The following is a 22,669-nucleotide window of genomic DNA, read 5'->3' on the forward strand; positions in this document are numbered from 1 at the left end:
TGCGCATGAACAGGTGCGACAGCCTTGCTTCCAACTCCTGCCACGGCATGCGTGAGGACAACACCGCCAGCGGATGGCGCAGGTCGATCATCTGATCGAGCCGGGCGCGGAAGAAGTCCTCGGTGGCAGGGCAGGCAAACATCGCAAAACTCCCAGAAAACGGCGCATCAGACCATCAAATCTGGGGGAAATTGTACTCGCAAACAGACAATAACACAAGAAAAATCACGTGGTTATGAATATTTCAGGGGCGACTAAGTAGCCGTGGCGGGAGGGCATTATATGATCATCCGGGATACGACACATAGCCATGAGTTGTTGATTACATTGATGTTGACTGATTTATGTGCGTACCGCAGCCGAGCCGGCCAAACCCAACTGCTCCAGCAGGCGTGGAGCGCTGCTGCGGGAGACAGGAATCTCGACCGGGGTGGCCCCCATCATGCGCAGTTTCATGCGGCCTTCATCGCGCACGATCTCGTCCACGTGTGACAGGTTGACGATATAGCTGCGATGCACGCGCACGAAGAGCTGGGGATCGAGCCGGCTTTCCAGATCGCCGATATTGAGGTTGCAGAACTGGCTGGTCTGCGAGGTGTGTATCCAGGTGTAGTGCCCCTCGGAGCGCACGAAAGACACACTGGACACATCGACGAGCAGGACCCGGTTTTGTTTGATGGTCGGAATCTTGCGCAAGAGGCGGCGTTGCTGCGTAGGCGGATCGCTGCTTTCGCGCGCCTGGTGGTTGACTTCGGTTTCGTGGCTGACGAGCGCGGTGATGTCGTAGAAGACCAGCGTGTAGCCCGTGGTCCGGCCTTGCACGTCGCTGATCTTGGTCACCTTGATCAGCAGCATGCGGTCCGGGATGTTGATCATCATGGCCATGGGCGGTGCGTTATTGACGGGACATTCGGCCTGATCGAGCAGGAACTTGACCTTGTTTTTGGCTGCATCTGGGTGAAAATCCAGTACATACCGGTCGAAAGGCAGCTTGTCCTGCACCGGCAGGCTGCGACGGGCGAAGTCATTCATGCCCACCACACGCAGGTTTTTGTCCAGATGGATGACGCCTACGTCGAAGCGCTCCAACAGATACAGCCAGGAATTGCTGCTGCTGGCCGCCGTGGGGTCATGGGAGAGCGGGCAGTTTTTCATCTCGCGTCCAGATAGCTATGGCATGAAAAGGCATTCGTGCAAGGCAGCCGTCGCTCGTGCAGCGCCATGGCCGTTCGTTGAGACCTTGCGCCGGTGCGGCGGCGGCTTGCTAGAGTGCGAAGGTGCCGATCAGTGTGAGCGGGTCGCCGCCGGCTTGTCAATGATGTAAACCCGCGCACGCTGATGAATGTCAGCCTATTTAGCAAGTGGAGGCGGATCATGACGATCCTCAATCGAGAGCAGCCGCAAGCCTCATGGCTGGTGCGTGGTATCGGGTCGTCCCGCATCACCCCGGCGCTGCTGTTGGCAGTCGTGGCGGCCAGTATTTGGGGGCTGGGCCAGAGCGGCTTCGGGGCTGAGCAGGCGGGGGGGCTGGCGATCGTCAACGCCGTGGTGCTGGTCGGGCTGGGCTGCGCGGCGCTCGGTTGGGTACGGCCGCAGCGCGCGGGTCTGTCGCCACCCCATGTCATGCTGACACTGGGTTTTGGGGGCATGCTGCTGGGGCTGGGCTGGGATCTGTGGCAGGCCGGCGTAGCCCGGCTGGCCAGTTTGTGTGGCCAGACGTCCAGCCTGACTTTCACCGAGGGTTTACTATTGCATCTGGAGTTTTTGCCCGGCATGCATGTGGGCATGCTGCTCGGCGGGCTGCTGGCCATCCCCAGTCTGCGTCTGCTGCGCCAGCACCAGGACTGTGGGCGCTATTTGTGCTCGCTGCTGTTGCAAAACCTGATGTGCTCGGGCTGGATGCTGGTGGGCATGACGGCCGGCGCCCTGTTCCTGGCACCCTGGTCGCTGAGCGGGGCGAACGCTAGCTTGCCCGCCATGCTGGGCGGCATGTTCGCAGGGATGACCTGGGGAATGGTGGTCAGCGTGGCGCTGTACCGGGCTTTTTTTGTCTGGCGCTCGCGCCGCCTGGTTGGCTGAGGCCGGGCCTGCGTTCTCAGGCCCAAGCCTCGTTCAGCGGCTCGGCCGGCTCGATCAGGAACTTCTTGAACGCCTGCGCCGCAGGCGAGAGCTTCTTCTGGCTCAGGTGGGTGACGTACCACTTGCCCACGATGGGCATGCCGCAGATGTCCAGCAACGCCATATGGCCGGCAGCCAGCTCGCGGCGCACGGTGCGCAGCGACAGGAAGGACAGCCCCATGCCGGCCATCACGGCCTGCTTCCTTGGGACGACGCCAGCGCTCGGCCGCCACGCGCAGCACCGCGCGCACGCCGGCTTGCGTCGGCAAAGGCTCATCCGGGCCCAGCAGGTATGGCCGCCACCTCGCCCGTCGAACCGGGTGGCCAGCACATAGAGCCGGTCGCCCGGCAAGAAGCCCGGCGCAAAGCCCATTTCCACACGTATTGTTCCCTCGCGCGAGGTGCGTACACGCAGCACGGCAGGGGACGGAAAGTAGCGGCCATTGGCCAGCGCACGCTTTTGTAGTCCGGCATACCACCAGCCGAACCAGCGCCGCCAGTGACTGAAAAACCCGCGTGTGCCCGTGCGCGGGCAACAGTCGATGGCCGTGCCGTCGGCGAAATCGATCCAGGCATCGCCGTCAGGGCCGGGAAAGTAGGCGTTGAATGGCGGGCGCGCCGGCGGCTGGTCTTTTGCAGTGCGCCCCGACGCTGGAACGTCCACTGCGGCGCGAAGGCATAAGGACCGGTGAGCCCGGTGCGAGCCGAACCGATGACGTAGGGTAGAGCGTTACTCATCGCCACCCCAGGCGCTGCCGATCCACAGGCCCAACAGGAGCGGCCAGACCCAGTTCCCACGCCGAGGCTGGGGAGCAGACGGCTTGGGGATGGCGGCAGTTGCCGGTGCCTGCGCAGCGCGTGCGGCGATGGCGTGTTGCACCGCGACGTGGCCGGCGGTGAAGCCACGCGCGGCACAGGCGCGGCAAGGCGTGCGTGGGGCAGGGGGATGACCTCTGCCCCCGTCCGCTGGCTGGTACGCCGATGGCGACGACAAAAACCGCAGCCAGAAACGCAACCGGTACCGCCAGCCACAACGGCTCATTGGGCAATGTTGGGACATAGGCCACGGTGGCTACACCGAGGGACAGCAGGAGCCAGCCCTGCATATGAGCGCGGTAGCGGTGACGCCGGAAGGCGGCAAAAGATGGTTCGCGGGTACCCATAGTTATCGACCTCGCGGGGTGTTGTGCAGCCCAGGCTACGCTCCTCGCGGTTGCAGATTGGCCACGTACCGCAGGCCCGGCTGGGCGCGCGTGTCTTGCTTCGCGCTGCCCACTTGCCTGCCGAGGCGGTTGGGAGCATGACACAGGTCGAGGCTCACGGTGTGAGCCGATCGGCACGGTCGCCATGCCTGCGCTACCATAGCAGGATGGTGACGTTTCTGCGGGGCGCGCGCGTGCATGTCGCCCTCGGTCGACCCGGAACTGCAGCGTGTGCCAACGTGGAATGACCTGACTGTCCACCGCAAGCTGCTTCGCCAGGCAGTCAATCATGACAGATGCTGACGAACGCTACATGGCCGAGGCGCTGGCCCTGGCGCGGCAAGCGGCTGCGGTGGGGGAGGTCCCGGTGGGTGCGGTGGTTGTGTGTGACGGGCGCATCGTCGGGCGCGGCCACAACCAGCCGGTGGGCAGCCATGACCCGACGGCGCACGCCGAGGTGTTGGCCTTGCGCGAGGCCGCCCGCACGTTGGGCAACTACCGGCTGCCGGGGTGCGTGTTGTACGTGACGGTGGAGCCGTGCGCCATGTGCGCGCAGGCGGCGCTGCACGCGCGGCTGGCGCGGGTGGTGTACGGGGCGGCGGAGCCGCGCACCGGGGCGGCGGGGTCGGCGGTGGACCTGTTTTCGGTGCCGGCGCTCAACCCACACACCCAGGTGACGGCCGGGGTGCGCGCCGACGAAGCAGCAGCGCTGATGCGGCAATTTTTTGCCCAGCGGCGCGCCCAGCAGCGTGCGCGGGCCGAACCGCTGCGCGACGATGCACTGCGCACGCCGCCCGAGCGCTTTGCCGGGGTGTGGGCGCAGGCCGAGGCGCGTTGGGGGTTGCGCCAAGCCCAGCACAGCCGCACGTGGCAGGCCCTGGATGCCTTGCAGGGCTTGCGCTTGCACGCCCTGGATGTGGGGAGCCGTGATGCCCCCGTGCCGTGGTTGTGTGTGCACGGCCCCGACGCATGGTGGCCGCAGTGGTTGCCGTGGATGGGGGCGGCGGTGGCGCGCGGTGAGCGCGTGTTGGTGCCGGACCTGATCGGCTTTGGCCAAAGTGACAAGCCCAAAAAAGTCGCCTGGCACACGCCGCAGCGCCACGCGCAGATCGTCGTGCAGTGGCTCGACGCGCTGCTGCCACCGCAGGGGCCGGTGCGCGTGGCATGGGCGCCGGGGACGCACTGGCTGGCGCGGGCGCTTCGCACCGCCTTGGCCGAACGCGTGGTGCTGGAGCAGGACGTCCCCGCGCACGCGCTGCTGGCGCTGCCCCCGGACTGGGCCGACGTCCCGTACCCGGACCGCGGCCACCGCGCCGGGCCGCAGGCGGTGCGGGCCTGGGGCGGATAATGCGGGTCATGCCATTCCTTTACGTTTATTCCCCCAGTGGGGCGGTGCGGGACCGCGTGGCGTTTCGGCGTGCCATGCGACGCTTGCAGGCCCAAGGCTACGACGTCCAGGTGGACCCTGCTGCGCTGGCGCGCCACCAGCGCTTTGCCGGCCATGACGACGAGCGCCTGGCCGCCATCGCGCGCGCGGCGGCCAGCGGCGCCGATGTCGCCATGACCACCCGCGGCGGCTACGGTTTGACGCGCTTGCTGCCCCGGCTGCCCTACGAAGCTATCGACGCCGCCGCGCGCCGTGGCATGGTGTGGGTGGGCTTGAGCGACTTCACGGCGTTGCAACTGGCGGTGTTGGCGCAGCGCGGCACGCCCACGTGGGCCGGGCCAGCGGTGATGGAAGATTGGGCGGGTGATGCTGTGGACGACATCACGCAGGCGTGTTTCGACGACGTGGCGCACGGTGTGGCCGAAGGCACGGGCTGGCGGCTGCCGGCCGAAACGCTGCACGCCCACCCCGCGCTGGCGCAGGGCTGGCACGTGCACGATGCGGTGCTGTGGGGGGGCAACCTGTCCATGTTGTGCAACCTGGTGGGCACACCGTACCTGCCAGCGGTGCAGGGTGGGGTGCTGTTTTTGGAAGATGTGGGCGAGCACCCCTACCGCATCGAGCGCATGCTGACCCAGCTGCTGCTGGCCGGGGTGCTGGGGGCGCAGCGGGCCATCGTGCTGGGGGCGTTCAACCGCTACACGCTGACCCCGCACGACCGTGGCTTCAAGCTGGCGACGGTGGTGGCGTGGCTGCGCGCGCAGCTGCCTGAGGTGCCCGTGTTGACCGGGCTGCCCTTTGGTCACGTGCCCACCAAGGTGATGCTGCCCGTGGGGCGCCGCGTGGATCTGACCGTGCAGGGCCGCGAAGCCCTGCTGCTGTGGGGTTGAGGCGGGGGGCTGGCCCGGTTTACGTCGCCGCCGCGACGGTATCGCTGGCTTCGGCCACGCGCTGCTGGATGTGTTGCAGCGCCTCGGCCACCTGGTCCACGAGAATCAGGCACAGGTCGCCCGGTTGCAGGCGTTGCAGGGCCGTGTCGATGGCCGCGAACTCCCCGCGCACCGCGGTTTGCCAGCGTGTGCGCGGCGCGCCCTGCAACCCACGCTGCAGCAGCGCGATCGTCTCGCCATCGGCGCGGCCACGTTGACAGGCGTCTTCGAACAGCACCACCTCGTCAAACGTCTGGCCGACCAGCCGTCCTTGTTCGATGATGTCTTGGTCGCGCCGGTCGCCGGCGGCGCTGATGACGACGACGCGCTTGCCCGCGGGCATGGCCTCCACGGTGCGGCACAGCGCCGCGATGGCGTCGGGGTTGTGGCCATAGTCCGCGACCAGGCTGGCGCCGCGGTAGCTGAAGCGGTTGAAGCGCCCGGGCACCGCCTGCGCGGTGGCTTCGAACGTGCGCAGCCCTTCGACGACGGCCGACCACGACACGCCCGCGCCCCAGGCGGCGGCAATCGCCGCCATCGCGTTGTCGACTTGGAATGGGATGCGCCCCGCGTCGGTCAACGGAATGTCGGCCAAGGGCAGCCGCATGTGCCAACCCCCTTCGGCCGCCACGATGGCGTCATGGTCCACAAACACCACCCGCCGACCCAGCGCGCGGTGGGTGGCGACCACCGGGTGGTGCGCGTCCGGCCCGAAGTAAATGACGGGTGCGGGCGACAGGGGGGCCATGGCCACGCAGTGCGGGTCGGCGGCGTTGAGCACGGTCCAGCCGTTGGGCGCGACGTTTTGCACGATGACGCGCTTGAGCACGCCCACGTCTTCGGCGGTGGTGATGTAGTTCAGGCCCAGGTGGTCGCCCGTGCCGATGTTGGTCACCACCCCGACGTGGCAGCGGTCAAACGCCAGGCCTTCGCGCAGGATGCCGCCGCGCGCCGTTTCCAGCACCGCCGCGTCCACGTCGGGGTGGGCCAGCAGCCGCCGTGCGCTTTTGGGGCCCGAGCAGTCACCGGTGTCGATGGCGCGGCCTTGCACATACACGCCGTTGGTGTCGGTGAAGCCCACGCGCCAGCCGTGGCGCTGCATCAGGTGCGCGGTCAGGCGCACCGTGGTGGTCTTGCCGTTGGTGCCGGTGACGGCCACCAGCGGAATGCGTCCGTCTTGCCCCGGGGCGAACATGTGGTCGATGATGGCCTGGCCCACGTCGCGCCCCTTGCCGTACGAGGGGCTGAGGTGCATGCGCAGGCCCGGCGCGGCGTTGACTTCGACGATGCCACCCTGCTGTTCTTCGAGCGGGCGCGCCACCGTCTGGCACACGACATCCACTCCGCACACGTCCAGCCCGACGGTCATGGCCGCCAGGATGGCACGCTGGGCCACGTCGGGGTGAACTTCGTCGGTGACGTCGGTGGCCGTGCCACCGGTGGACAGGTTGGCGTTGTTGCGCAGCACGACGCGCTGCCCCAACGCCGGCACGTCGTCGGGGGTGAGGCCCTGTTGCACCAGACGCTCCAGGGCGATGGCGTCGAGCCGAATGCGGGTCAGCGGGGTGGCGTGGCCGTCGCCGCGGCGCGGGTCGGCGTTGACGCGCTCGACCAGCTCGCGCACCGTGTGCACACCGTCGCCGATGACCAACGGCGGGTCACGCCGCGCCGCGGCCACCAGCCGGTTGCCCACCACCAGCAGGCGAAAGTCGATGCCCGGCAGGTAGCGCTCGATCATCACCTCGGAGCCGTAGCGGGCCGCTACTTCGTAAGCGGCCAGCACCTGCTCACGGGTGCTCACGTTGACGGTGACGCCCTTGCCTTGGTTGCCGTCGCGCGGCTTGACGACGACGGCCCCGCCCAACTCCTGCGCCGCGCGCCAGGCGTCCTCGGCGTCGGCCACCGGGCGGCCCAGCGGCACCGGAACGCCGACCGCGTGCAGCAGCCGCTTGGTCAATTCCTTGTCTTGCGCGATCGACTCGGCGATGGCGCTGGTGCTGTCACATTCGGCGGCCTGGATGCGCCGCTGTTGGCTGCCCCAGCCCAGCTGCACCAGGCTGCCCGTGGTCAGGCGGCGGTACGGGATGCCGCGGCGCACGGCGGCTTCCACGATGGAGCCGGTGGAGGGCCCCAGGCGCAGGTCTTCGTCCAGCTCACGCAGGTGCGCCAGCACCGCCTGCAGGTCGAACGGGGTGTCATCCTGAGCGGCCTGCAGCAGCTGCAGCGCGGCGTCGAACGCGGCGCGCCCGACGTCCTCGACCCCGTACTCCACCACCACCTGGAACACGCCAGGCTCGGGCGCCGCGATCGTGCGCGAAAAGCTCACCGCACAGCCGGCTTCGGTTTGCAACGCCAGTGCGGCCACCTCCAGCGCATGGGCCATCGTCAGCACGCCATCGGCGCTGGGCTGAGGCAACGCGCCCAGTTGCGGAAAGCGCTGACGCAGCCGCTCATCAAAGCCGGGCAGACGGCGCACGTCGCACTCGTGCGGTTCGCATGTCACGGTGGCTTCCAGCGCCGTGTGACGGCTCCACAGATTGGGCCCGCGCAGAGCCCGCAAACGGTTGACCTTCATGGGACGGTTCCGGTGGGTCGAAAACAGAACGGGGCGATCAGAGGCCGGGCACTTCGGCCGCGGCGACTTCCAAGCCCACGCGAATCAGCTCCGGGCTGAGTTCCAGCGCCAGGGCCGCGCCGGTGGCCGCCAGCAACGCCGGCAAGCCCACGCGCTGCACCAGCGCTTGCACGCCCGCGTGCTGCACCGGCACCAGCGGCTGCACGTTGCCACCCTGGGCCACGACGACGTGCCCATCTTCCACGGTGACAAAGCGGCCGCCCTGCGCCACGTGCTCGGCGCGCAGCAGGTGGTCGGGGCGTTCGCTGTACAGCAACACGGCGCCGTCGGACAGCTCGGCCAGCCCGGCGCACACCTCGCAGTCGGCGTTGAGCACCGCGCAGCCCTCGGGCAGCACCACATCCACCTGGGTGCGAAGCACCTTGCGCATTTGCTCTTGCGTGGTGATGTAGTGGTCGTGCAGACCCTGGGGTACGGGCACATCGGTGACGACGCCAATCAGGCAGCGGTCGTAGGCCAACCCTTCGTCCAGGATGCTGCGTGGAGAGCTTTCGATGACCGCCGCCTGCACGCAGCGGTTCATCAGCACACGCTGACCCGCTTCCCACGCTGATGGGGCGCCGGCCGTGGGCACGGGTTGCATGTTCAGGTACAGACGGCCTTCGCACGCCACGCCGATGGCCAGGTTGGCGCGGTGCAGCAACCACCCGATCAGGCGCGCCACCGCCGCCGTGGCGCGGGTGCCGCTGACACCCACAATCGGGATACGCCCCGCCACTCCCGGGGGAAACAGGTGCGCCACGATGGCTTCACCCACCGGCCGCGGTTTGCCGTTGGCGGGTTTGAGGTGGGGCAGCAACCCCGGGCCCGCGTTGACTTCGACGATAGCGCCGCCCTGTTCGGCCATGGGGCGGCTGATGTCTTGCACCACCAGGTCGATGCCGGCGATGTCCAGACCCACCACGCGGGCGGCCAGCGCGGTGAGTTCCGCAATATCCGGGTGCACCAAGTCGGTGACATCGTCGGTCAGCAGCCCGGTGCGTTGCACCAGCACCCGCTGCCCGGCCGCGGGTACGCTGTCAGGTTCCAGCCCCTGGCGGCGCAACTCCAACATCACGTCGCGGTTTTCCGGCAGGCGGATGGTGTCGAGGGGGTATTCCTCTTCTTCGCCGCGGCGTGGGTCGCTGTTGATGTCGCGCTCGATGAGTTGGCGCACCGTGTGCACGCCATCGCCTGTGATCCATGCGCACTCGCCGCGCGAGGCGGCCACCATGCGCCCACCCACCACCAGTACGCGGTGCTCGGTGCCAGGGATGTAGCGCTCCACCATCACCTCGGAGCCCTCACGCTCGGCCAGTTCGTACGCGGCAACCAGCTCCTCACGCGTGCGCACGTCGAGCGACACACCGCGCGCGTGGTTGGCGTCGGTGGGCTTGACCACCACGGGCAAGCCGATGTCCTGCGCTGCGTCCCAGGCGTCGTCCACGCTGCCGACCACGCGGCCTTCGGGCACCGGCACGCCGCACTCGGCCAACAGCCGCTTGGTCAGATCCTTGTCGCGCGAGATGCCCTCGGCGATGGCGCTGGTGCGGTCGGTCTCGGCGGTCCAGATGCGCTTGAGCTGCGCGCCGTAGCCAAGCTGCACGAGGTTGCCGCCCTCGATGAGGCGGATGTGCGGAATGCGTCGCGCGGTGGCCGCGTCGACGATGGCCGCAGTACTGGGCCCAAGCGCCCAGCGGTCCACCAGCGCTTTGAGCTGCTTGACCGCCGCCGCGACGTCGTAAGCGCGGCCGTCGATGGCGGCGCACAGCAGGTCGCGCGCGTCCAGCACCGCCTGGCGTGCGACCTCCCACTGCCGTGCGCGGATGACCAGCTTGTACACGCCGCGCTGGTCGGTCGAGCGTGTCTGCCCGAAGCCCGTGGGCAGGCCAGCCAGGTTGAGCAGCTCGATGGCGATGTGCTCCATGATGTGGCCGGCCCAGGTGCCCTCACGCAACCGCTGCAAAAAACCGCCGCGCTCGCCCACGCCGCAGTGGTGCTCGATCAGCCCTGGCAGCCAAGCGGTCAGCCGCTCGTACAAGCCCTCGATGGTGTTGGAGGGACGGTCTTCCAGCGCCCCAATGTCCAGCACCGCTTCGAGCGCAGCACGGTAGGTCCAGAGGTTGGGGCCACGCAGGTGGCGCAGACGCAAAATCTCGATGGTCGTGGACATGGATCGCTTTCCTGAGGCGGACCGTAGAATGCGTGGCCCTGCCGCTCGATTCAGCCCCTATTGTCGCGCGTGCGGACCCGTTTGGCCGTGTTACAAGTTCCCGTCGTTTGCAACATGTCGTATCCCCCTCCCGTCGCCGCTGCGTCTACCCATGCGGTGCCGCCCGCCTGGCGCGCGACCGTCGCCAGCGCCGGCCCCGACGCCGTGCCCGAGGCATGGCTGCAAACCGACCTGGACGCCGACTTGGCGTTTGCCGACGGGCTGCTGTGGGTGGCGCGCGGGGTGTTGTACTGGGCGCAAGGCACGCATGCCCCCGTGCAGCGCTGGGTGATGGACGGCACGCTGACGCTGCACGAGCATGATCACCACGGCGTGGTGACGTTGCAGTTGGTGCGCCTGGACGCCGAGGGCCAGCCCAGCGAGCGCTTGGCGGTGTGGCATTGCACACTGGGGCGGCAGTTGGCGGCGCGTCGGTTGATTGAGCGTTTGCAAGCGTGGCGCCAGGCTCGGCATGAAGGGGGCGCAGCCGCTGCGGACGGCGCAGCCCCGCAAACGCTGCAGTGTCCCGTGTGCGCCAGCCCCATGGAGCCCGACGAAGAGTCATGCAGCGTGTGCACGCAGGTGGTGCAAACCCCGCCGACGACGCGCACGCTGCTGCGGCTGTGGCGGTTTGCCCATCCGTACCGTTGGCAATTGGCGTTGGGGTTTGCGCTGATGCTGGCCTCCACCGCCGCCACGCTGGTGCCACCGTACCTGACGATTCCGCTGATGGACGACGTGTTGATCCCGTTTCAGAACGGTCAGCCGGTGGATTGGTGGCTGGTGGCGGCGCTGCTGGGCGGGCTGCTGGGCGCGGCGCTGCTGGCGTGGGGGCTGGGTTGGGCCAAGACCTACATCTTGGCGCTGGTGTCGGAGCGCATTGGGGCCGACTTGCGCACCACCACCTACGAACACTTGCTGGGCTTGTCGTTAGAGTATTTTGGCAACCGTCGCACCGGCGACCTGATGGCGCGCATCGGCTCCGAAACCGACCGCATCAACATCTTTTTGTCGCTGCATTTGCTGGACTTCGCCACCGACGTGCTGATGATCCTGATGACGGCGGTGATTTTGTTTTCGATCAGCCCGCCGCTGGCGCTGGCCACGCTGCTGCCACTGCCGCTGATCGCCTGGCTGATCCACGTCGTGCGCGACCGGCTGCGCACCGGTTTCGAAAAAATCGACCGCGTCTGGGCCGAAGTCACCAGTGTGCTGGCCGACACCATCCCGGGCATCCGCGTCGTCAAGGCGTTTGCGCAAGAAGCGCGCGAAGCCGAGCGTTTTCGGGAAGCCAACCGGCACAACCTGGCCGTCAACGACCGCCTCAACCGGCTGTGGTCGTTGTTTTCGCCCACGGTGACGCTGTTGACCGAGGTGGGGCTGCTCGTCGTGTGGGGGTTTGGCATCTGGCTGGTGGCGCGCGGGCAAGTCACCGTGGGGGTGCTGTCGGCGTTTTTGGCCTACATCGGGCGCTTTTACACCCGGCTCGACTCGATGAGCCGCATCGCGTCGGTGACGCAAAAGGCCGCCGCCGGCGCCAAGCGGATTTTCGATATCCTGGACCACAAAAGCAGCGTGCCGGAGCCGGCCCAACCCGTTCCGCTGCCCACCGTGCGGGGTCACCTGCAGCTGCAAGGGGTGACGTTTCGCTACGGCAACCGCACCGTCATTCAGGGGCTGGACCTGGACATTCGCCCCGGCGAAATGGTGGGCCTGGTGGGCCACAGCGGCTCCGGCAAGAGCACGTTGATCAACCTGATCTGCCGCTTTTACGACGTGGCCGAGGGGCGCATCCTGATCGACGGCGTGGATGTGCGTGATGTGCGCGTGGCCGACTGGCGCCGCCACATCGGCCTGGTGCTGCAAGAGCCCTTTTTGTTTTACGGTACGATCGCCGACAACATCGCTTACGGCCGGCCCGACGCCACACGTGAGCAAATCGTGGCCGCCGCGCGCGCGGCGCACGCGCATGAGTTCATCCTGCGCCTGCCGCAGGGATACGACACGCTGGTGGGCGAGCGCGGGCAAGGGCTGTCGGGCGGGGAGCGCCAGCGCATCAGCATCGCGCGCGCGCTGCTGATCGATCCGAAGGTGCTGATCCTGGACGAGGCCACGGCCAGCGTGGACACCGAAACCGAAAAAGAAATCCAAAAGGCGCTGGACAACTTGGTGCAGGGCCGCACCACGATCGCCATTGCGCACCGCCTGTCCACCCTGCGGCGCGCGGACCGCCTGGTGGTGATGGACAAAGGCCGCAAAGTGGAAGAGGGTACCCACGATGAGTTGCTGGCGCGTCGTGGCGCGTACTGGCGGCTGTACGAGGCACAGCAGCGCCAAGCCGAGGCCGAACGCGAACGCTGGAAGGAGGCGTGACGATGACCGTGGCAGCCCCCGTGGACAACCCGCCCCAGGCCCGCCTGCGCGAAGATGCGATGGGGCGGCTGCATTGGCACGGCGACGATGGGCAATGGTGTGGCCCGGTGACCCCGGTGCGGGCGTTCCCCATCCAGGCGCCGCATGGTGAGGTCGCGTTGGTCGGCACGCACGGGCACGAGGTGGCCTACCTGGCCACCTTGGACGGTCTGTCCGCCGACGACCGGGCGCTGTTGCTGCAACACCTGCAGCGCCATGCTTTTTTGCCGCGCATTACGCGTCTGGTGGAGGTCAGCTCCTTTGCCACCCCCAGCACCTGGACGGTGGACACCGACCGTGGTCGCACGCGCTTCGTGCTCAAAGGCGAGGAAGATATTCGTCGCATCGCCCCCGGCGTCCTGCTGGTGCAGGACGCCTACGGCGTGCAGTATTTGATCCGCGACCCGCATACGCTCGACCACCACAGCCGGCGGTTGCTGGATCGGTTCATGTAGGCGTGCGGCTTGGGGTGCAATTCAAAAAGCCGTTTTTCATCAGAGCGTTGTAAAAGTTATTTGAGGTTGCCACTGAGAAACTGCCGCAGCCGCTCGCTGCGTGGCTGCAAGAGCACCTCGCGCGGGTTGCCTTGCTCTTCGATGCGCCCTTGGTGCAGGAAGATCACGTGGTTGGACACTTCGCGCGCAAAACCCATCTCGTGGGTGACCACGACCATCGTGCGGTGTTCTTCGGCCAGCTGCTGCATCACGCGCAGCACTTCGGTGACCAGCTCGGGGTCCAGCGCGCTGGTGGGCTCGTCGAACAGCATCACCTCGGGCTCGACCGCCAGCGCACGCGCGATGGCCACGCGCTGTTGCTGGCCGCCGCTCAGGTGTGCGGGGTAACGGTCCTCGACACCGCGCAGCCCAACGCGCTCCAGGTAGCGCCGCGCCGTGGCCACCGCTTCGTCACGTGGCACCTTCAACACATGCACAGGCACCTCGATGACGTTTTGCAACACCGTCATGTGCGCCCATAGGTTGAAGTTTTGAAACACCATCGCCAGCCGCGTGCGCAGCCGTTGCAATTGGCGCGGGTCGGCGGCGTGCAGCTCGCCACCGGGGCCGGCCTGCAGCCGCAGTTCCTCGCCCGCCACGACGATGCGGCCCGCGTGTGGTTTTTCCAGCAGGTTGATGCAGCGCAAAAAGGTGCTCTTGCCCGAGCCGGAGCTGCCGATGATGCTGATGACGTCGCCGGCACGCGCGGTCAGCGACACGCCCTTGAGCACCTCGTGAGTGCCGTAGCGCTTGTGGATGTCCTCCACCTGGAGCTTGATGGGGGTTGTGGTGTTCATGGCGTTGCTGGGTACGGAGGGTAGGGGCTCAGGCCGACAGCAGCGAGCCGCTGCGGATCGGTTGGACACCGGCCACCTTGGCCACTTCCAGCCCGGCGCAAGCGTAGCGTTCACGCGTACGGGCGTACAGCACGCCACCGTGCTGGGTGGTCAGGGCCGTGACCTGGCCGCTCAAAGGATCGACGATGTCCGCCACGTGCGCACCGGGCGCCAAGCGGCTGCCCACCGGGACCACAAAAACGATCACGCCGGGGTGGGGGGCACGCAGCAACTCGGTGCCGGCCAACGGCGTGACGGCGCAGCGCAGGGCAGGGGGTGGCTGCGCAACGTCGCCCTGCGCCGCGCCCAGGTGGTGCAGGTAGCACACGATGGCCTGCGCGTCCTGCGCCGCCAAGGTGTGGTCGACGTCGGCCTCGCCGCGCAGCTCCACCGTGGTGCTGGCGCACGCCTGGGGTAACGGCACGTCGTGGCGGCCCGCGGCGGCCAGCCGCGCGCGCAGCTGTGACCACAGCCCCGACAGTTGCTCGTCGAACGGTTGACCGCCCGCGCCGTAGTCGGCCACCAACACGGTTTGCGTCCCCAGCCAGGCGGCCAGCGGCTCCAGCGCGGGCCAGCAGGCGGTTTCGCTGTACAGGTGCAACACGGCTTCGAAGTCGCAGTGCAGGTCCAGCACCACGTCGGCATCGGCGGCCAGCCGCAGCAGTAGTAGGCGCAGGCCTTGCAATTCGGTGCAGGGCCGTTGCTCGTCCAGCCAGGCCAGCACCGCCTCGCGCACGCGCCTGATGTTGGCGTCAGGGTTGGGGCCAAGGGCGGCACCTACGCGCTGCCAGGCCTCCTCGGCCAGGTCCGGGTAGTGGCGGTTGAAATTTTCCGAGGTGGCCAGCTCGAAACGCCCCAGCGGCCGGTGGTCGATGCGCTGCGCCAGCCCGATAGGGTTGGCCACCGGCACCAGCACCACTTCGCCAAGCAGGCGGCCCTGGTTCTCGAGCGCCGTCAGCAGCCCGCGCAGATGATGCGCCACCAGCATACCGGGCAGCTCGTCGGCGTGCAGGCTGGCTTGGATGTACACCTTGGGGCGCGCGCCGCGGCGGCCGAAATGCAGGCTGGTCAGCGTGCGTTGGGTGCCCAGGCTGGTGCAGGGCAGGGGGTGGTGCTGGATGTGCATGGCGCGTCAGGCTCCCGCCGGGGTTAGGCACGCCGCGGCGCCAGGTGGGCCAGAAAGCGCCGCTCGGCCAGGCGGAACAGGCCCACCAGCGCGAACGTGATCGTGAGGTAGATGGCCGCCGCGAACAGATACGCCTCGAACGGCAAATAAAAGTCCGAGTACACGCGGCTGGCCGCCGCGGTCAGGTCCAGCATCGCCGGCACCGTGCTGGCCAGGCTGGTCGAGTGCAGCATCATCACGACCTCGTTGCTGTAGGCGGGCAGGCTGCGCCGCAGCGTCCCGGGCATGATGATGCGCCACAGCACCTGCTGCGGCGACATGCCCATGGCACGCGCCGCTTCGATTTCGCCGTAAGGGGTTTGGCGCATGGCGCCGGCGATGATTTCGGCGGTGTAGCCTGCGGTGTTGAGGGCGAAGGCCAGCAGCGCGCAGAAAAACGCCTCTTTGAACCACGTCCACGGCCACACCTCGTCCCAGCGTGCCTGGATCCAGTCGAGCTGGGCCAGCCCGTAGTAGATCAGGTACACCTGGATCAGCAGAGGCGTGCCACGGATGACGTAGGTGTAGCTGCCGACGATGGCGCGCAGCCAGCGCCAGCGGCTGTTGAGGGCCAGCGCCAACCCGACGGCCAGCACACCGCCCACCGCCAGCGAGGCCAACAGCAGCTTGAGCGTCGTCAGCAAGCCCTCGGCGTAGAGCTGCAGCTGCGCGGGCTCGAAAATCACCGACCAGTTCATCGTCGCTCCCCCCACGTCAGCCGTGCCAGCCGTCGGCCTGGCGCACGCCGGCTGAGAAGCGTTGCTGCAGCCAGCGTAGCGCCCACAGCGACGCCGACGTGTACAGCAAAAACAGCCCGCCCACGAACAGAAAGAAGAAAAACGGCTCGCGCGTGGCGGCCGAGGCCTGCTTGGCCAAAAAGGTCATATCTTTCAGACCAATCAGGCTGACCAGCGCGGTGCTTTTGATCAGCACGAGCCAGTTGTTGGTGAAGCCGGGCAGGGCGTGGCGCACCATCTGGGGCAGTGTGATGCGCACGAACGTTGCCAGCCGCCCCATGCCAAACGCCCACGCCGCTTCCATTTGCCCACGCGGCACGGCGAGGATGGCGCCGCGAAAGGTTTCGGTCATGTACGCGCCGTAGATAAAACCGATCGTCACCACGCCCGCCGCAAACGGGTTGATGTCGACCGGCTCGGCCACGCCCCAGGCTTCCAGCAGGGCATTGAGGCCGATGGTGCCGCCGTAAAACACCAGCAGCATCAGCACCAGCTCCGGGATGCCCCGTATCACGGTGGTGTACAGCGTGGCCAGCACCACCAACGGCGTGCGGCCGGACAACTTGGCCGTTGCCCCTAGCAAACCGAGCAGCACCGCCACCGCCAGCGCACCCAACGAGACGCCCACGGTCAGCAGCGCGCCGTGCAAGATGCCGGGCAAATAATCCAACATGATCAGCGCAATAACAACACGCCGCCCGCTCCATCAGGGTCGGGCGGCGTACAGACCGGGCAGGGAATCAGTTCCCGTACGGGTCGAAGTCGAAGTATTTCTTCGCGATCTTGTCGTAGGTGCCATCGGCGCGGATGGCCTTGATCGCCGCGTTGATGTCGGCTTTCAGCTTGTCTTGGCCTTTGCGCATCGCGACACCGACCCCGTAGCCAAAGTACTTGACGTCGTACAGGTCGGGACCGACGAAGCCGTAGCCCTTGCCCTCGGGCTTGCTGAGGAAGCCGCCGGTGACCTCCACCTTGTCGGCCACCGTGCCGTCCAGTCGGCCGGCCTTGATGTCGAGGTAGACTTGATCTTGCGCCTCGTACGGGATGACCTGCACACCGGCGGGCTTGAGCTCGCCCATCGCGTATTTTTCTTGCGTGCTGCCTTTAAGCACACCGATTTTTTTACCCTTGAGCGAGGCCGGGCCGCTGTACGGCGTGCCTTCCTTGACGACGATGCCGCTGGGGGTCTTGTAGTACTTGTCGCTGAAGTCGACGACCTTGAGCCGTTCATCGGTGATCGACATCGAGCTGATGATGACATCGTACTTGCGCGCCTGCAGGCCGGGGATCATACTGTCCCACACCTGTTCGACGTAGACGCACTTGCGGTTGAGCTTGGCGCAGATGGCCTCGGCGATGTCAACGTCAAAGCCGGTGGGCTTGCCATCGGGCGTTTTGTAGGTGAACGGCTCGTAGGTGGCGTCGATGGCCACACGCAGCACGTTGTTCTGGGCGTGGGCGGCACCCGCAGCCAGCAGCGCGACGGCCGCCAGCGAACCCAAAAGAAAGCGTCGTTGCATGATGAGACGAAAAAAGGGTGGAAGTGAAGCGATTGTAGGCGCGCCGACGGCGGCTGAAGGCGCTGCGGGGGCTAGGGTTTACCTGGGGTCGTGGTGGAGTGCCACGTTATTTAACATAATACACATTGTAGAACTTTGCGGCGCCGCACGAATGGGTCTTTGCAGTCGTGCCCGAGGCAACCGCTACCATACTGTCGTGCGCGGCTGAGACGCATAGAAACAAAGGGAAGCGATGGGTATCTACATAAGGCTGTAAGTGCCCATGAGGGTTACCATTCGCCACGTGGTCGTATGGTGGCCCGCAACGCCGCCGCGATGCGTTGCACCACGTGGTCGCGCCCGCTGCGCTGCGCAAAGTCCAGCGCCGTTAGGCCTTGTTGGTTGCGCAGCGTCACGTCGGCGCCTTCGGCCAGCAGCAGATCCACCACGTCGCTGGTGCCGTACAGCGCGGCCATCATCAAAGGCGTGCTGCCGTTGGGCGATTCGGCGTCGATGTAGGCGTGGTGTTCCAGCAGCAACCGCGTGATCGGCAAAGCTTGGTCGGTTTTGCCGCTGGCGGCGTAATGCAACGGCGCCCAGCCTGGCCGGTTGACCTGTGCGCCGCGCGCCAGCAGTTGTTGCACGATGTCAAGATGACCGCGCAAGGCCGCGATCATCAATGCGTTTTCACCTGCTGGGTTGGTTGCTTCGAGGTTGAGGTCGTGCTGCGTCACGAGGTGCCGCGCCACGGCCAACGCGTCGCGCTGCAGCGCCAGCACCAACGGTGGGTTGAGGTCGGGGTCCGGGGTGTTGACGTCCAGGCCACGCAGTTGCAGGTCGATCACCGTGCTGACGTCGTCGCGGATGATGGCCGTGATGTAGCGGTCGTAGGCGCGTTGGGCATAGGCCATGGCAGCTCCACCCGCAAGCACGGCCAGGCATCCCAAAACAATGAGTTGCCTTCGAAACCTCATGTCGTTTCGGCACTGACGCGATCGAACAGGAGCGTGAAGTTGTCGCTGGTGATGCGCGCCACCTCCTCCACCGCCACGCCGTGCAGCTCGGCCAGCTGCGCGGCCACGTACGGCACGTACGCGGGGGTGTTGGTCTTGCCGCGGTGCGGCACCGGCGCCAGGTAAGGGCTGTCGGTTTCGATCAGCGTGCGTTGCAGCGGCACGTAGCGAGCCACGTCACGCAACGCTGCGGCGTTTTTGAACGTCACGATGCCGGAAAATGAAATGTCAAACCCAAGGTCCAGCGCCGCGCGGGCCACGTCCAGCGTTTCGGTGAAGCAGTGGAACACCCCTCGCGCCGGCGGCAAACCAGCGTTGCCGGCGCTGCCCAGGCCGCCCTCTTCGCGCAGGATGGCCAGGGTGTCGTCGGCGGCGGCGCGGGTGTGGATCACCAACGGCAGGTTGGCCTGCCGCGCCGCTTGGATATGCACCCGGAAGCGCTGGCGTTGCCATTCCATGTCGGCGATGCTGCGGCCGTCGAGCCGGTAATAGTCCAAGCCGGTTTCGCCTATGCCGACCACGCGCGCGCGGGCGGCCCGTTGCAGCAGACCTTCCAGCGTGGGTTCGGCGTCGTGCTCGTGGTCGGGATGCACGCCGACGGTGGCCCACAGCCGTGGGGTACCTTCGGCGTGCGCCAGGGCCAGGCGGTGCACCTCGTCAAAGCGCTCTAGCGTCGTGCCAATGCACAGCGCACGGGTCACCTTGGCGGCGCGCATGGCGTCCAAAATGGCCGGCAGGTCGGCTTGCAGCTCCGGAAAGTCCAAATGGCAGTGCGAGTCGGTGAACATGGTGCGGGTAGGTGTCGGGCCTGCACGGTGGCAGCCCAAGGTTGGTGCGTCAAACGGTTTGGGTGGGGCGGTCGGCCGCCAGCAGTGGCCCCAGCAGTTCTTCGATGCGGGCGCGCAGCGCGCGGGCGCGCTCATCATCCGGAAAGCGGATGCCCACGCCCTGGGTGCGTCCGCCGGCGGCGCCGGCCGGCGTGATCCAGGCCACCTTGCCGGCGATGGGGTAGCGCTGGGTATCGTCCGGCAGGGTCAGCAGCACGTACACATCTTGCCCCAACGTGTAGCTGCGCGCCGACGGCACAAAAATACCCCCCTCGGCGAATAGCGGGATGTAGGCCGCGTACAGCGCTGCCTTTTCTTTGATCGTGAGCTGGATGACCGTGGGGCGTGGATGCGAGGCCGCATCGCCGCCCGCGATGTCCGTGTTCATGGCCGCGAGTGTAGCGTCGGCTGGCCTGCCGGGCTGAACGCGGTGCGCACACGCTCGGCCCAGGCTTGCGTCCACAGCCCCGGCTGCCAGGGGTGCTCGATGTGTCGTTGTGCCTGCTGCAGCGCCCGCCACAGCGCGGCGAGCTTGCGCGGCGACGCCTGGGTCGGTACGTCGGCCGCGTCGAAGTGCCGCACCGGCGCCCCCAGTGCACATGCCAGTGCATCGTGGCACACCAGCATCAGGACTTCGAGTTGGCGCGGCAGCGGCCACTCGGCCACGGGGGCAAGGTCGCCAGCGGCCAGCCGTTTGGGCAGCGTGCGCCACAGGGGTGCCCGCAGCCCCAACTGGGCCCATTGCAGGGCATGGGCGGGGCGCCCTGCAGCCGCGTGCCAGCAGGCCTGCCAGTCGTCGGTGGTCAGCTGCAGCCCCTGCGCGGCGCCGGCAGCGGACAGCCAGGCCAAGCCCTCTTCGGCGCTGGGCCACGCCATGGCATGGCGCTGGCAGCGGCTGCGGATCGTCGGCAGCAGCGCGTGGCTGGCCTCGCTGGCCAGCACGAAGCGCACGCCGGCCGGAGGCTCTTCCAAGGTTTTCAGCAGGGCGTTGGCCGATTCGGCGTTGAGCCGCTCGGCGGGGTGGATCAGCACCACCTTGCCCTGCCCGCGGGCGCTGGTCGTGGTGGCAAACCGGATGGCGGCGCGCGTGGCTTCGACGCGGATTTGGCGGCTGGGCTTGATTTCTTTGCGCTCGATACGCTCGGCGGTGCCGGGGTCCAGTGGCCAGCCAAGCTCCAGCGCCAACGCGTCGGGCAACAGCACGAACAGGTCGGCGTGCGTGCGTGCGTCGACCGCGTGGCAGCCTGCGCAGCTGCCGCAAGCCTGGGGGCCGCGCGGTTGCTCGCACAGCCAGCGTCGGGCCAGCGCCAACGCCAGTTCGTACTGGCCCAGGCCCGCCGGACCATCGAGCAGCACGGCGTGCCCGCGCAGGGTCAACACCGCGGCCAGTTGCCGCTGCAGCCAAGGGGCCAGCGCGGTCATGCCAACACCCCCCGGGCGCGGCAGACCGACTCGACCTCCGCCCACACCTGTGGCAGTGGCCGTGTGGCGTCGATGCGCACGATACGCTCGGGCGCGGCGCTGGCACGCGCCGCGTAGCCGGCGCGAACGCGCTCGAAAAACGCCAGCGGCTCGGCCTCGAACCGATCCGGCGTGCGCACCGCCGCCAGCCGCTGCGCAGCAACCGCTGGCGGCACATCGAACCACAGCGTCAGGTCCGGTTGGCGCAGCCGCCCTTGGGCGTCCGTTTGTACCCAGCGCTCCAACGTGTCCAACACGCCCAGGTCGAACCCACGCCCATGCCCTTGGTAGGCGAAGGTGGCGTCGGTGAAGCGGTCGCACAGCACCACCTGGCCCGCGGCCAGCGCCGGCTCGATGGCACGTTGCCAGTGGTCGCGGCGCGCGGCGAACATCAGCAGCGCCTCGCACAACGGGTCCATCGGTTCGTGCAGCAGCAGCTCGCGCAAGCGCTCGGCCAGCGGCGTGCCGCCCGGCTCACGCGTTTGCAGCACCACCCTGCCCTGCGCCTGCAATGCCTGCGCCAGGGCCGGCAAGTGGGTGGACTTGCCGGCGCCGTCGATGCCTTCGAAGGTGATGAACCAGCCGCCTGGACGTGGGTGCGTCATGGGGTGCGATCGTACACGGTGTCCAGGGCGTGGCAGACCGCGTCAGTGCGCTGCCAAGGCTGCACATGCAGGGTTACCGTGGTCGGCGTGCGACCCGCGGGCAGCATCGGTACGGTGACGGTCGTCGCGGGGGTCATGGGAGTCCAGGCATATGGCAGCGGCGGTGCAGCAGGCGGGTGATGCGCGGCCACGCTCCACACCGTGCACGCCTGGATGTGGCGCAGCACCGCCGGGGCACTGTGCTGGTAGACGACCGTCCACCCCCGCGGGCCGTAGGCCGCCATCGCGCCCGCCAGTTGGATCGGATCGGCCGCGACCGTGGCGTGCGGCGGCAGCACAGCGCCCAGGCGGGCCGCCGCCTCGCGCGCCGGCCAGCGGATGGTGGCGGGACGGTCCAGCCAGGCCAACACCCAAGGGCGTGCCAGCAGCAAGGCCAACGCGGTGGCGATCAGTGCCAGGCTCCAGCGCTGCAGACGTGCCCAATCCACATGGCCGTGCGTGGCAGCCATGGCCACCAACGCCAACAGCGGTGGGGTGAGTGGCAGCACCCAGCGTTCCTTGATCTGATGCAACGCGCCAGCCAACACCAGCACCGACATGCTGCCCGCAACGACTGCGACGTACAGCAGCGCCCATCGTCCCCATCGGCGCACGTGGTGGTCACCTCCACGCGGGTCGACGGGCTCGGCGCGATCACCCGCCCCTGACCAAACAGCCATCCCCAACAACGCCGCCGGCAGGGTAAGGTTGGCCAGCCAGGCCACCGCCAGCGCCACAACACCCTGTGTCCGGTGGCCACCGTCGCCCTGCATTTTGGCGCCCAGCGTGGCCTGGACCTCGGGCCACGCATCGAGCAGCCACGCTGCGTGCAGCCCGATGGGGGCCAGGCCGACCAGGAACCACGGTAGCCCTCGCGCATGCTGCCGGACGATGCGCCAGCGGCCCGACCAAGCCGGCACCCGATGCGCCAGCGCCGCCAGCAGCACCGCCAGCCAACCAACCAAGGCCAGCGCCGTGTTGTACTTGGTCGCCCCTGAAAAATTCATTTTCACGCCGCCCTTAGCCGCAGCTGGGCAGGGTTGGCGCCACTGGTCTCGGTTGGCCGCCGCTGGGCGAGCCACCGGCCGATGAGGCGCACGGCCGCAATGAGGCGCAAAA

At 67.7% G+C, this 22,669-nt stretch carries 20 protein-coding genes; 5 read left to right on the forward strand and 15 right to left on the reverse strand.

Going from position 1 to position 22,669, the window contains the following annotated elements:
* Positions 1 to 342: 342 nt before the first annotated feature.
* Positions 343 to 1,155 (reverse strand): LytTR family transcriptional regulator DNA-binding domain-containing protein, encoded by an 813-nt coding sequence (locus Taqua_RS11585; protein ID WP_144326782.1) that lies wholly within the window; start codon positions 1,153 to 1,155, stop codon positions 343 to 345.
* A gap of 219 nt (positions 1,156 to 1,374) precedes the next feature.
* Between Taqua_RS11585 and Taqua_RS11590 the strand changes: the two genes are divergently transcribed.
* Positions 1,375 to 2,079 (forward strand): hypothetical protein, encoded by a 705-nt coding sequence (locus Taqua_RS11590; RefSeq protein WP_144326783.1) that lies wholly within the window; start codon positions 1,375 to 1,377, stop codon positions 2,077 to 2,079.
* Between the two features lie 16 nt (positions 2,080 to 2,095).
* Here the strand turns inward: Taqua_RS11590 and Taqua_RS13580 are convergent, their stop codons facing one another.
* Positions 2,096 to 2,782, reverse strand: a complete 687-nt coding sequence (locus Taqua_RS13580; RefSeq protein WP_246094705.1) for a LysR substrate-binding domain-containing protein — start codon at positions 2,780 to 2,782, stop codon at positions 2,096 to 2,098.
* Positions 2,783 to 3,609: 827 nt separating this feature from the next.
* On the opposite strand from Taqua_RS13580, the gene tadA reads away from it, so the two are divergent.
* Together tadA and Taqua_RS11605 are read left to right on the forward strand one after the other, a co-directional pair.
* Positions 3,610 to 4,668, forward strand: a complete 1,059-nt coding sequence (tadA, locus tag Taqua_RS11600; RefSeq protein WP_144326784.1) for a tRNA adenosine(34) deaminase TadA — start codon at positions 3,610 to 3,612, stop codon at positions 4,666 to 4,668.
* A gap of 8 nt (positions 4,669 to 4,676) precedes the next feature.
* Positions 4,677 to 5,597, forward strand: coding sequence for an LD-carboxypeptidase (locus tag Taqua_RS11605; protein ID WP_144326785.1), 921 nt, complete (start codon positions 4,677 to 4,679; stop codon positions 5,595 to 5,597).
* 19 nt (positions 5,598 to 5,616) lie between these two features.
* On the opposite strand, the gene cphA is transcribed toward Taqua_RS11605, so the two are convergent.
* Complete coding sequence (gene cphA / locus Taqua_RS11610) at positions 5,617 to 8,211, reverse strand: cyanophycin synthetase (RefSeq protein WP_144326786.1); 2,595 nt, start codon at positions 8,209 to 8,211, stop codon at positions 5,617 to 5,619.
* 37 nt (positions 8,212 to 8,248) lie between these two features.
* Positions 8,249 to 10,423, reverse strand: a complete 2,175-nt coding sequence (locus tag Taqua_RS11615; RefSeq protein ID WP_144326787.1) for a cyanophycin synthetase — start codon at positions 10,421 to 10,423, stop codon at positions 8,249 to 8,251.
* A gap of 114 nt (positions 10,424 to 10,537) precedes the next feature.
* On the opposite strand from Taqua_RS11615, the gene Taqua_RS11620 reads away from it, so the two are divergent.
* Positions 10,538 to 12,835 carry a cyanophycin metabolism-associated ABC transporter gene (locus tag Taqua_RS11620; RefSeq protein WP_144326788.1) on the forward strand — a complete coding sequence of 766 codons (2,298 nt, stop codon included), beginning with the start codon at positions 10,538 to 10,540 and terminating at the stop codon, positions 12,833 to 12,835.
* 2 nt (positions 12,836 to 12,837) lie between these two features.
* Positions 12,838 to 13,329 (forward strand): cyanophycin metabolism-associated DUF1854 family protein, encoded by a 492-nt coding sequence (locus Taqua_RS11625; protein ID WP_185969618.1) that lies wholly within the window; start codon positions 12,838 to 12,840, stop codon positions 13,327 to 13,329.
* A 56-nt stretch (positions 13,330 to 13,385) separates the two neighbouring features.
* On the opposite strand, the gene Taqua_RS11630 is transcribed toward Taqua_RS11625, so the two are convergent.
* The 11 genes from Taqua_RS11630 to Taqua_RS11680 all read right to left on the reverse strand — a co-directional run bounded on the left by Taqua_RS11630 (position 13,386) and on the right by Taqua_RS11680 (position 22,557).
* On the reverse strand, positions 13,386 to 14,165 hold the full coding sequence (locus Taqua_RS11630) for an ABC transporter ATP-binding protein (RefSeq protein ID WP_144326789.1): 780 nt from the start codon (positions 14,163 to 14,165) through the stop codon (positions 13,386 to 13,388).
* A gap of 28 nt (positions 14,166 to 14,193) precedes the next feature.
* Positions 14,194 to 15,330 carry a succinylglutamate desuccinylase/aspartoacylase family protein gene (locus Taqua_RS11635; RefSeq protein WP_144326790.1) on the reverse strand — a complete coding sequence of 379 codons (1,137 nt, stop codon included), beginning with the start codon at positions 15,328 to 15,330 and terminating at the stop codon, positions 14,194 to 14,196.
* A gap of 23 nt (positions 15,331 to 15,353) precedes the next feature.
* The gene (locus Taqua_RS11640; protein ID WP_144326791.1) at positions 15,354 to 16,067 is read right to left on the reverse strand and encodes an ABC transporter permease; all 714 of its coding nucleotides are present in this window, start codon (positions 16,065 to 16,067) and stop codon (positions 15,354 to 15,356) included.
* A 16-nt stretch (positions 16,068 to 16,083) separates the two neighbouring features.
* Positions 16,084 to 16,779: an ABC transporter permease gene (locus Taqua_RS11645; protein WP_144326792.1), complete on the reverse strand. Its 696-nt coding sequence runs from the start codon at positions 16,777 to 16,779 to the stop codon at positions 16,084 to 16,086.
* Positions 16,780 to 16,846: 67 nt separating this feature from the next.
* Entirely contained in the window at positions 16,847 to 17,626 is a 780-nt protein-coding gene (locus Taqua_RS11650) for an ABC transporter substrate-binding protein (protein WP_144326793.1), read from the reverse strand.
* A gap of 269 nt (positions 17,627 to 17,895) precedes the next feature.
* The gene (locus Taqua_RS11655) at positions 17,896 to 18,516 is read right to left on the reverse strand and encodes an ankyrin repeat domain-containing protein (protein WP_246094706.1); all 621 of its coding nucleotides are present in this window, start codon (positions 18,514 to 18,516) and stop codon (positions 17,896 to 17,898) included.
* Between the two features lie 59 nt (positions 18,517 to 18,575).
* Positions 18,576 to 19,406, reverse strand: a complete 831-nt coding sequence (locus Taqua_RS11660; RefSeq protein ID WP_144326795.1) for a TatD family hydrolase — start codon at positions 19,404 to 19,406, stop codon at positions 18,576 to 18,578.
* A 49-nt stretch (positions 19,407 to 19,455) separates the two neighbouring features.
* Complete coding sequence (locus tag Taqua_RS11665; RefSeq protein ID WP_144326796.1) at positions 19,456 to 19,833, reverse strand: PilZ domain-containing protein; 378 nt, start codon at positions 19,831 to 19,833, stop codon at positions 19,456 to 19,458.
* The gene (locus Taqua_RS11670) at positions 19,830 to 20,867 is read right to left on the reverse strand and encodes a DNA polymerase III subunit delta' (RefSeq protein WP_144326797.1); all 1,038 of its coding nucleotides are present in this window, start codon (positions 20,865 to 20,867) and stop codon (positions 19,830 to 19,832) included. The genes Taqua_RS11665 and Taqua_RS11670 overlap by 4 nt, the downstream gene beginning before the upstream one ends.
* Positions 20,864 to 21,511, reverse strand: coding sequence for a dTMP kinase (tmk, locus tag Taqua_RS11675; RefSeq protein WP_143968029.1), 648 nt, complete (start codon positions 21,509 to 21,511; stop codon positions 20,864 to 20,866). Before tmk ends, Taqua_RS11670 begins: the two co-directional genes overlap by 4 nt.
* Complete coding sequence (locus tag Taqua_RS11680) at positions 21,508 to 22,557, reverse strand: hypothetical protein (protein WP_144326798.1); 1,050 nt, start codon at positions 22,555 to 22,557, stop codon at positions 21,508 to 21,510. Before Taqua_RS11680 ends, tmk begins: the two co-directional genes overlap by 4 nt.
* Positions 22,558 to 22,669: the final 112 nt, after the last annotated feature.

This window comes from Tepidimonas aquatica (genome assembly GCF_007556585.1).
Taxonomy (GTDB): domain Bacteria; phylum Pseudomonadota; class Gammaproteobacteria; order Burkholderiales; family Burkholderiaceae_C; genus Tepidimonas; species Tepidimonas aquatica.

Bases quoted from the DNA above. Each gene is read 5' to 3' on its own strand.
- Taqua_RS11680 (WP_144326798.1), bottom strand. From the start codon at position 22,557: ATGAATTTTTCAGGGGCGACCAAGTACAACACGGCGCTGGCCTTGGTT.
- Taqua_RS11665 (WP_144326796.1), bottom strand. From the start codon at position 19,833: ATGAACACGGACATCGCGGGCGGCGATGCGGCCTCGCATCCACGCCCC.
- Taqua_RS11630 (WP_144326789.1), bottom strand. From the start codon at position 14,165: ATGAACACCACAACCCCCATCAAGCTCCAGGTGGAGGACATCCACAAG.
- Taqua_RS11640 (WP_144326791.1), bottom strand. From the start codon at position 16,067: ATGAACTGGTCGGTGATTTTCGAGCCCGCGCAGCTGCAGCTCTACGCC.
- Taqua_RS11590 (WP_144326783.1), top strand. From the start codon at position 1,375: ATGACGATCCTCAATCGAGAGCAGCCGCAAGCCTCATGGCTGGTGCGT.
- Taqua_RS11605 (WP_144326785.1), top strand. From the start codon at position 4,677: ATGCCATTCCTTTACGTTTATTCCCCCAGTGGGGCGGTGCGGGACCGC.
- Taqua_RS11655 (WP_246094706.1), bottom strand. From the start codon at position 18,516: ATGGCCTATGCCCAACGCGCCTACGACCGCTACATCACGGCCATCATC.
- Taqua_RS11650 (WP_144326793.1), bottom strand. From the start codon at position 17,626: ATGCAACGACGCTTTCTTTTGGGTTCGCTGGCGGCCGTCGCGCTGCTG.
- Taqua_RS11635 (WP_144326790.1), bottom strand. From the start codon at position 15,330: ATGCACATCCAGCACCACCCCCTGCCCTGCACCAGCCTGGGCACCCAA.
- Taqua_RS11615 (WP_144326787.1), bottom strand. From the start codon at position 10,423: ATGTCCACGACCATCGAGATTTTGCGTCTGCGCCACCTGCGTGGCCCC.
- tmk (WP_143968029.1), bottom strand. From the start codon at position 21,511: ATGACGCACCCACGTCCAGGCGGCTGGTTCATCACCTTCGAAGGCATC.
- Taqua_RS11585 (WP_144326782.1), bottom strand. From the start codon at position 1,155: ATGAAAAACTGCCCGCTCTCCCATGACCCCACGGCGGCCAGCAGCAGC.
- Taqua_RS11620 (WP_144326788.1), top strand. From the start codon at position 10,538: ATGTCGTATCCCCCTCCCGTCGCCGCTGCGTCTACCCATGCGGTGCCG.
- Taqua_RS11645 (WP_144326792.1), bottom strand. From the start codon at position 16,779: ATGTTGGATTATTTGCCCGGCATCTTGCACGGCGCGCTGCTGACCGTG.
- cphA (WP_144326786.1), bottom strand. From the start codon at position 8,211: ATGAAGGTCAACCGTTTGCGGGCTCTGCGCGGGCCCAATCTGTGGAGC.
- Taqua_RS11670 (WP_144326797.1), bottom strand. From the start codon at position 20,867: ATGACCGCGCTGGCCCCTTGGCTGCAGCGGCAACTGGCCGCGGTGTTG.
- Taqua_RS11625 (WP_185969618.1), top strand. From the start codon at position 12,838: ATGACCGTGGCAGCCCCCGTGGACAACCCGCCCCAGGCCCGCCTGCGC.
- Taqua_RS11660 (WP_144326795.1), bottom strand. From the start codon at position 19,406: ATGTTCACCGACTCGCACTGCCATTTGGACTTTCCGGAGCTGCAAGCC.
- tadA (WP_144326784.1), top strand. From the start codon at position 3,610: ATGACAGATGCTGACGAACGCTACATGGCCGAGGCGCTGGCCCTGGCG.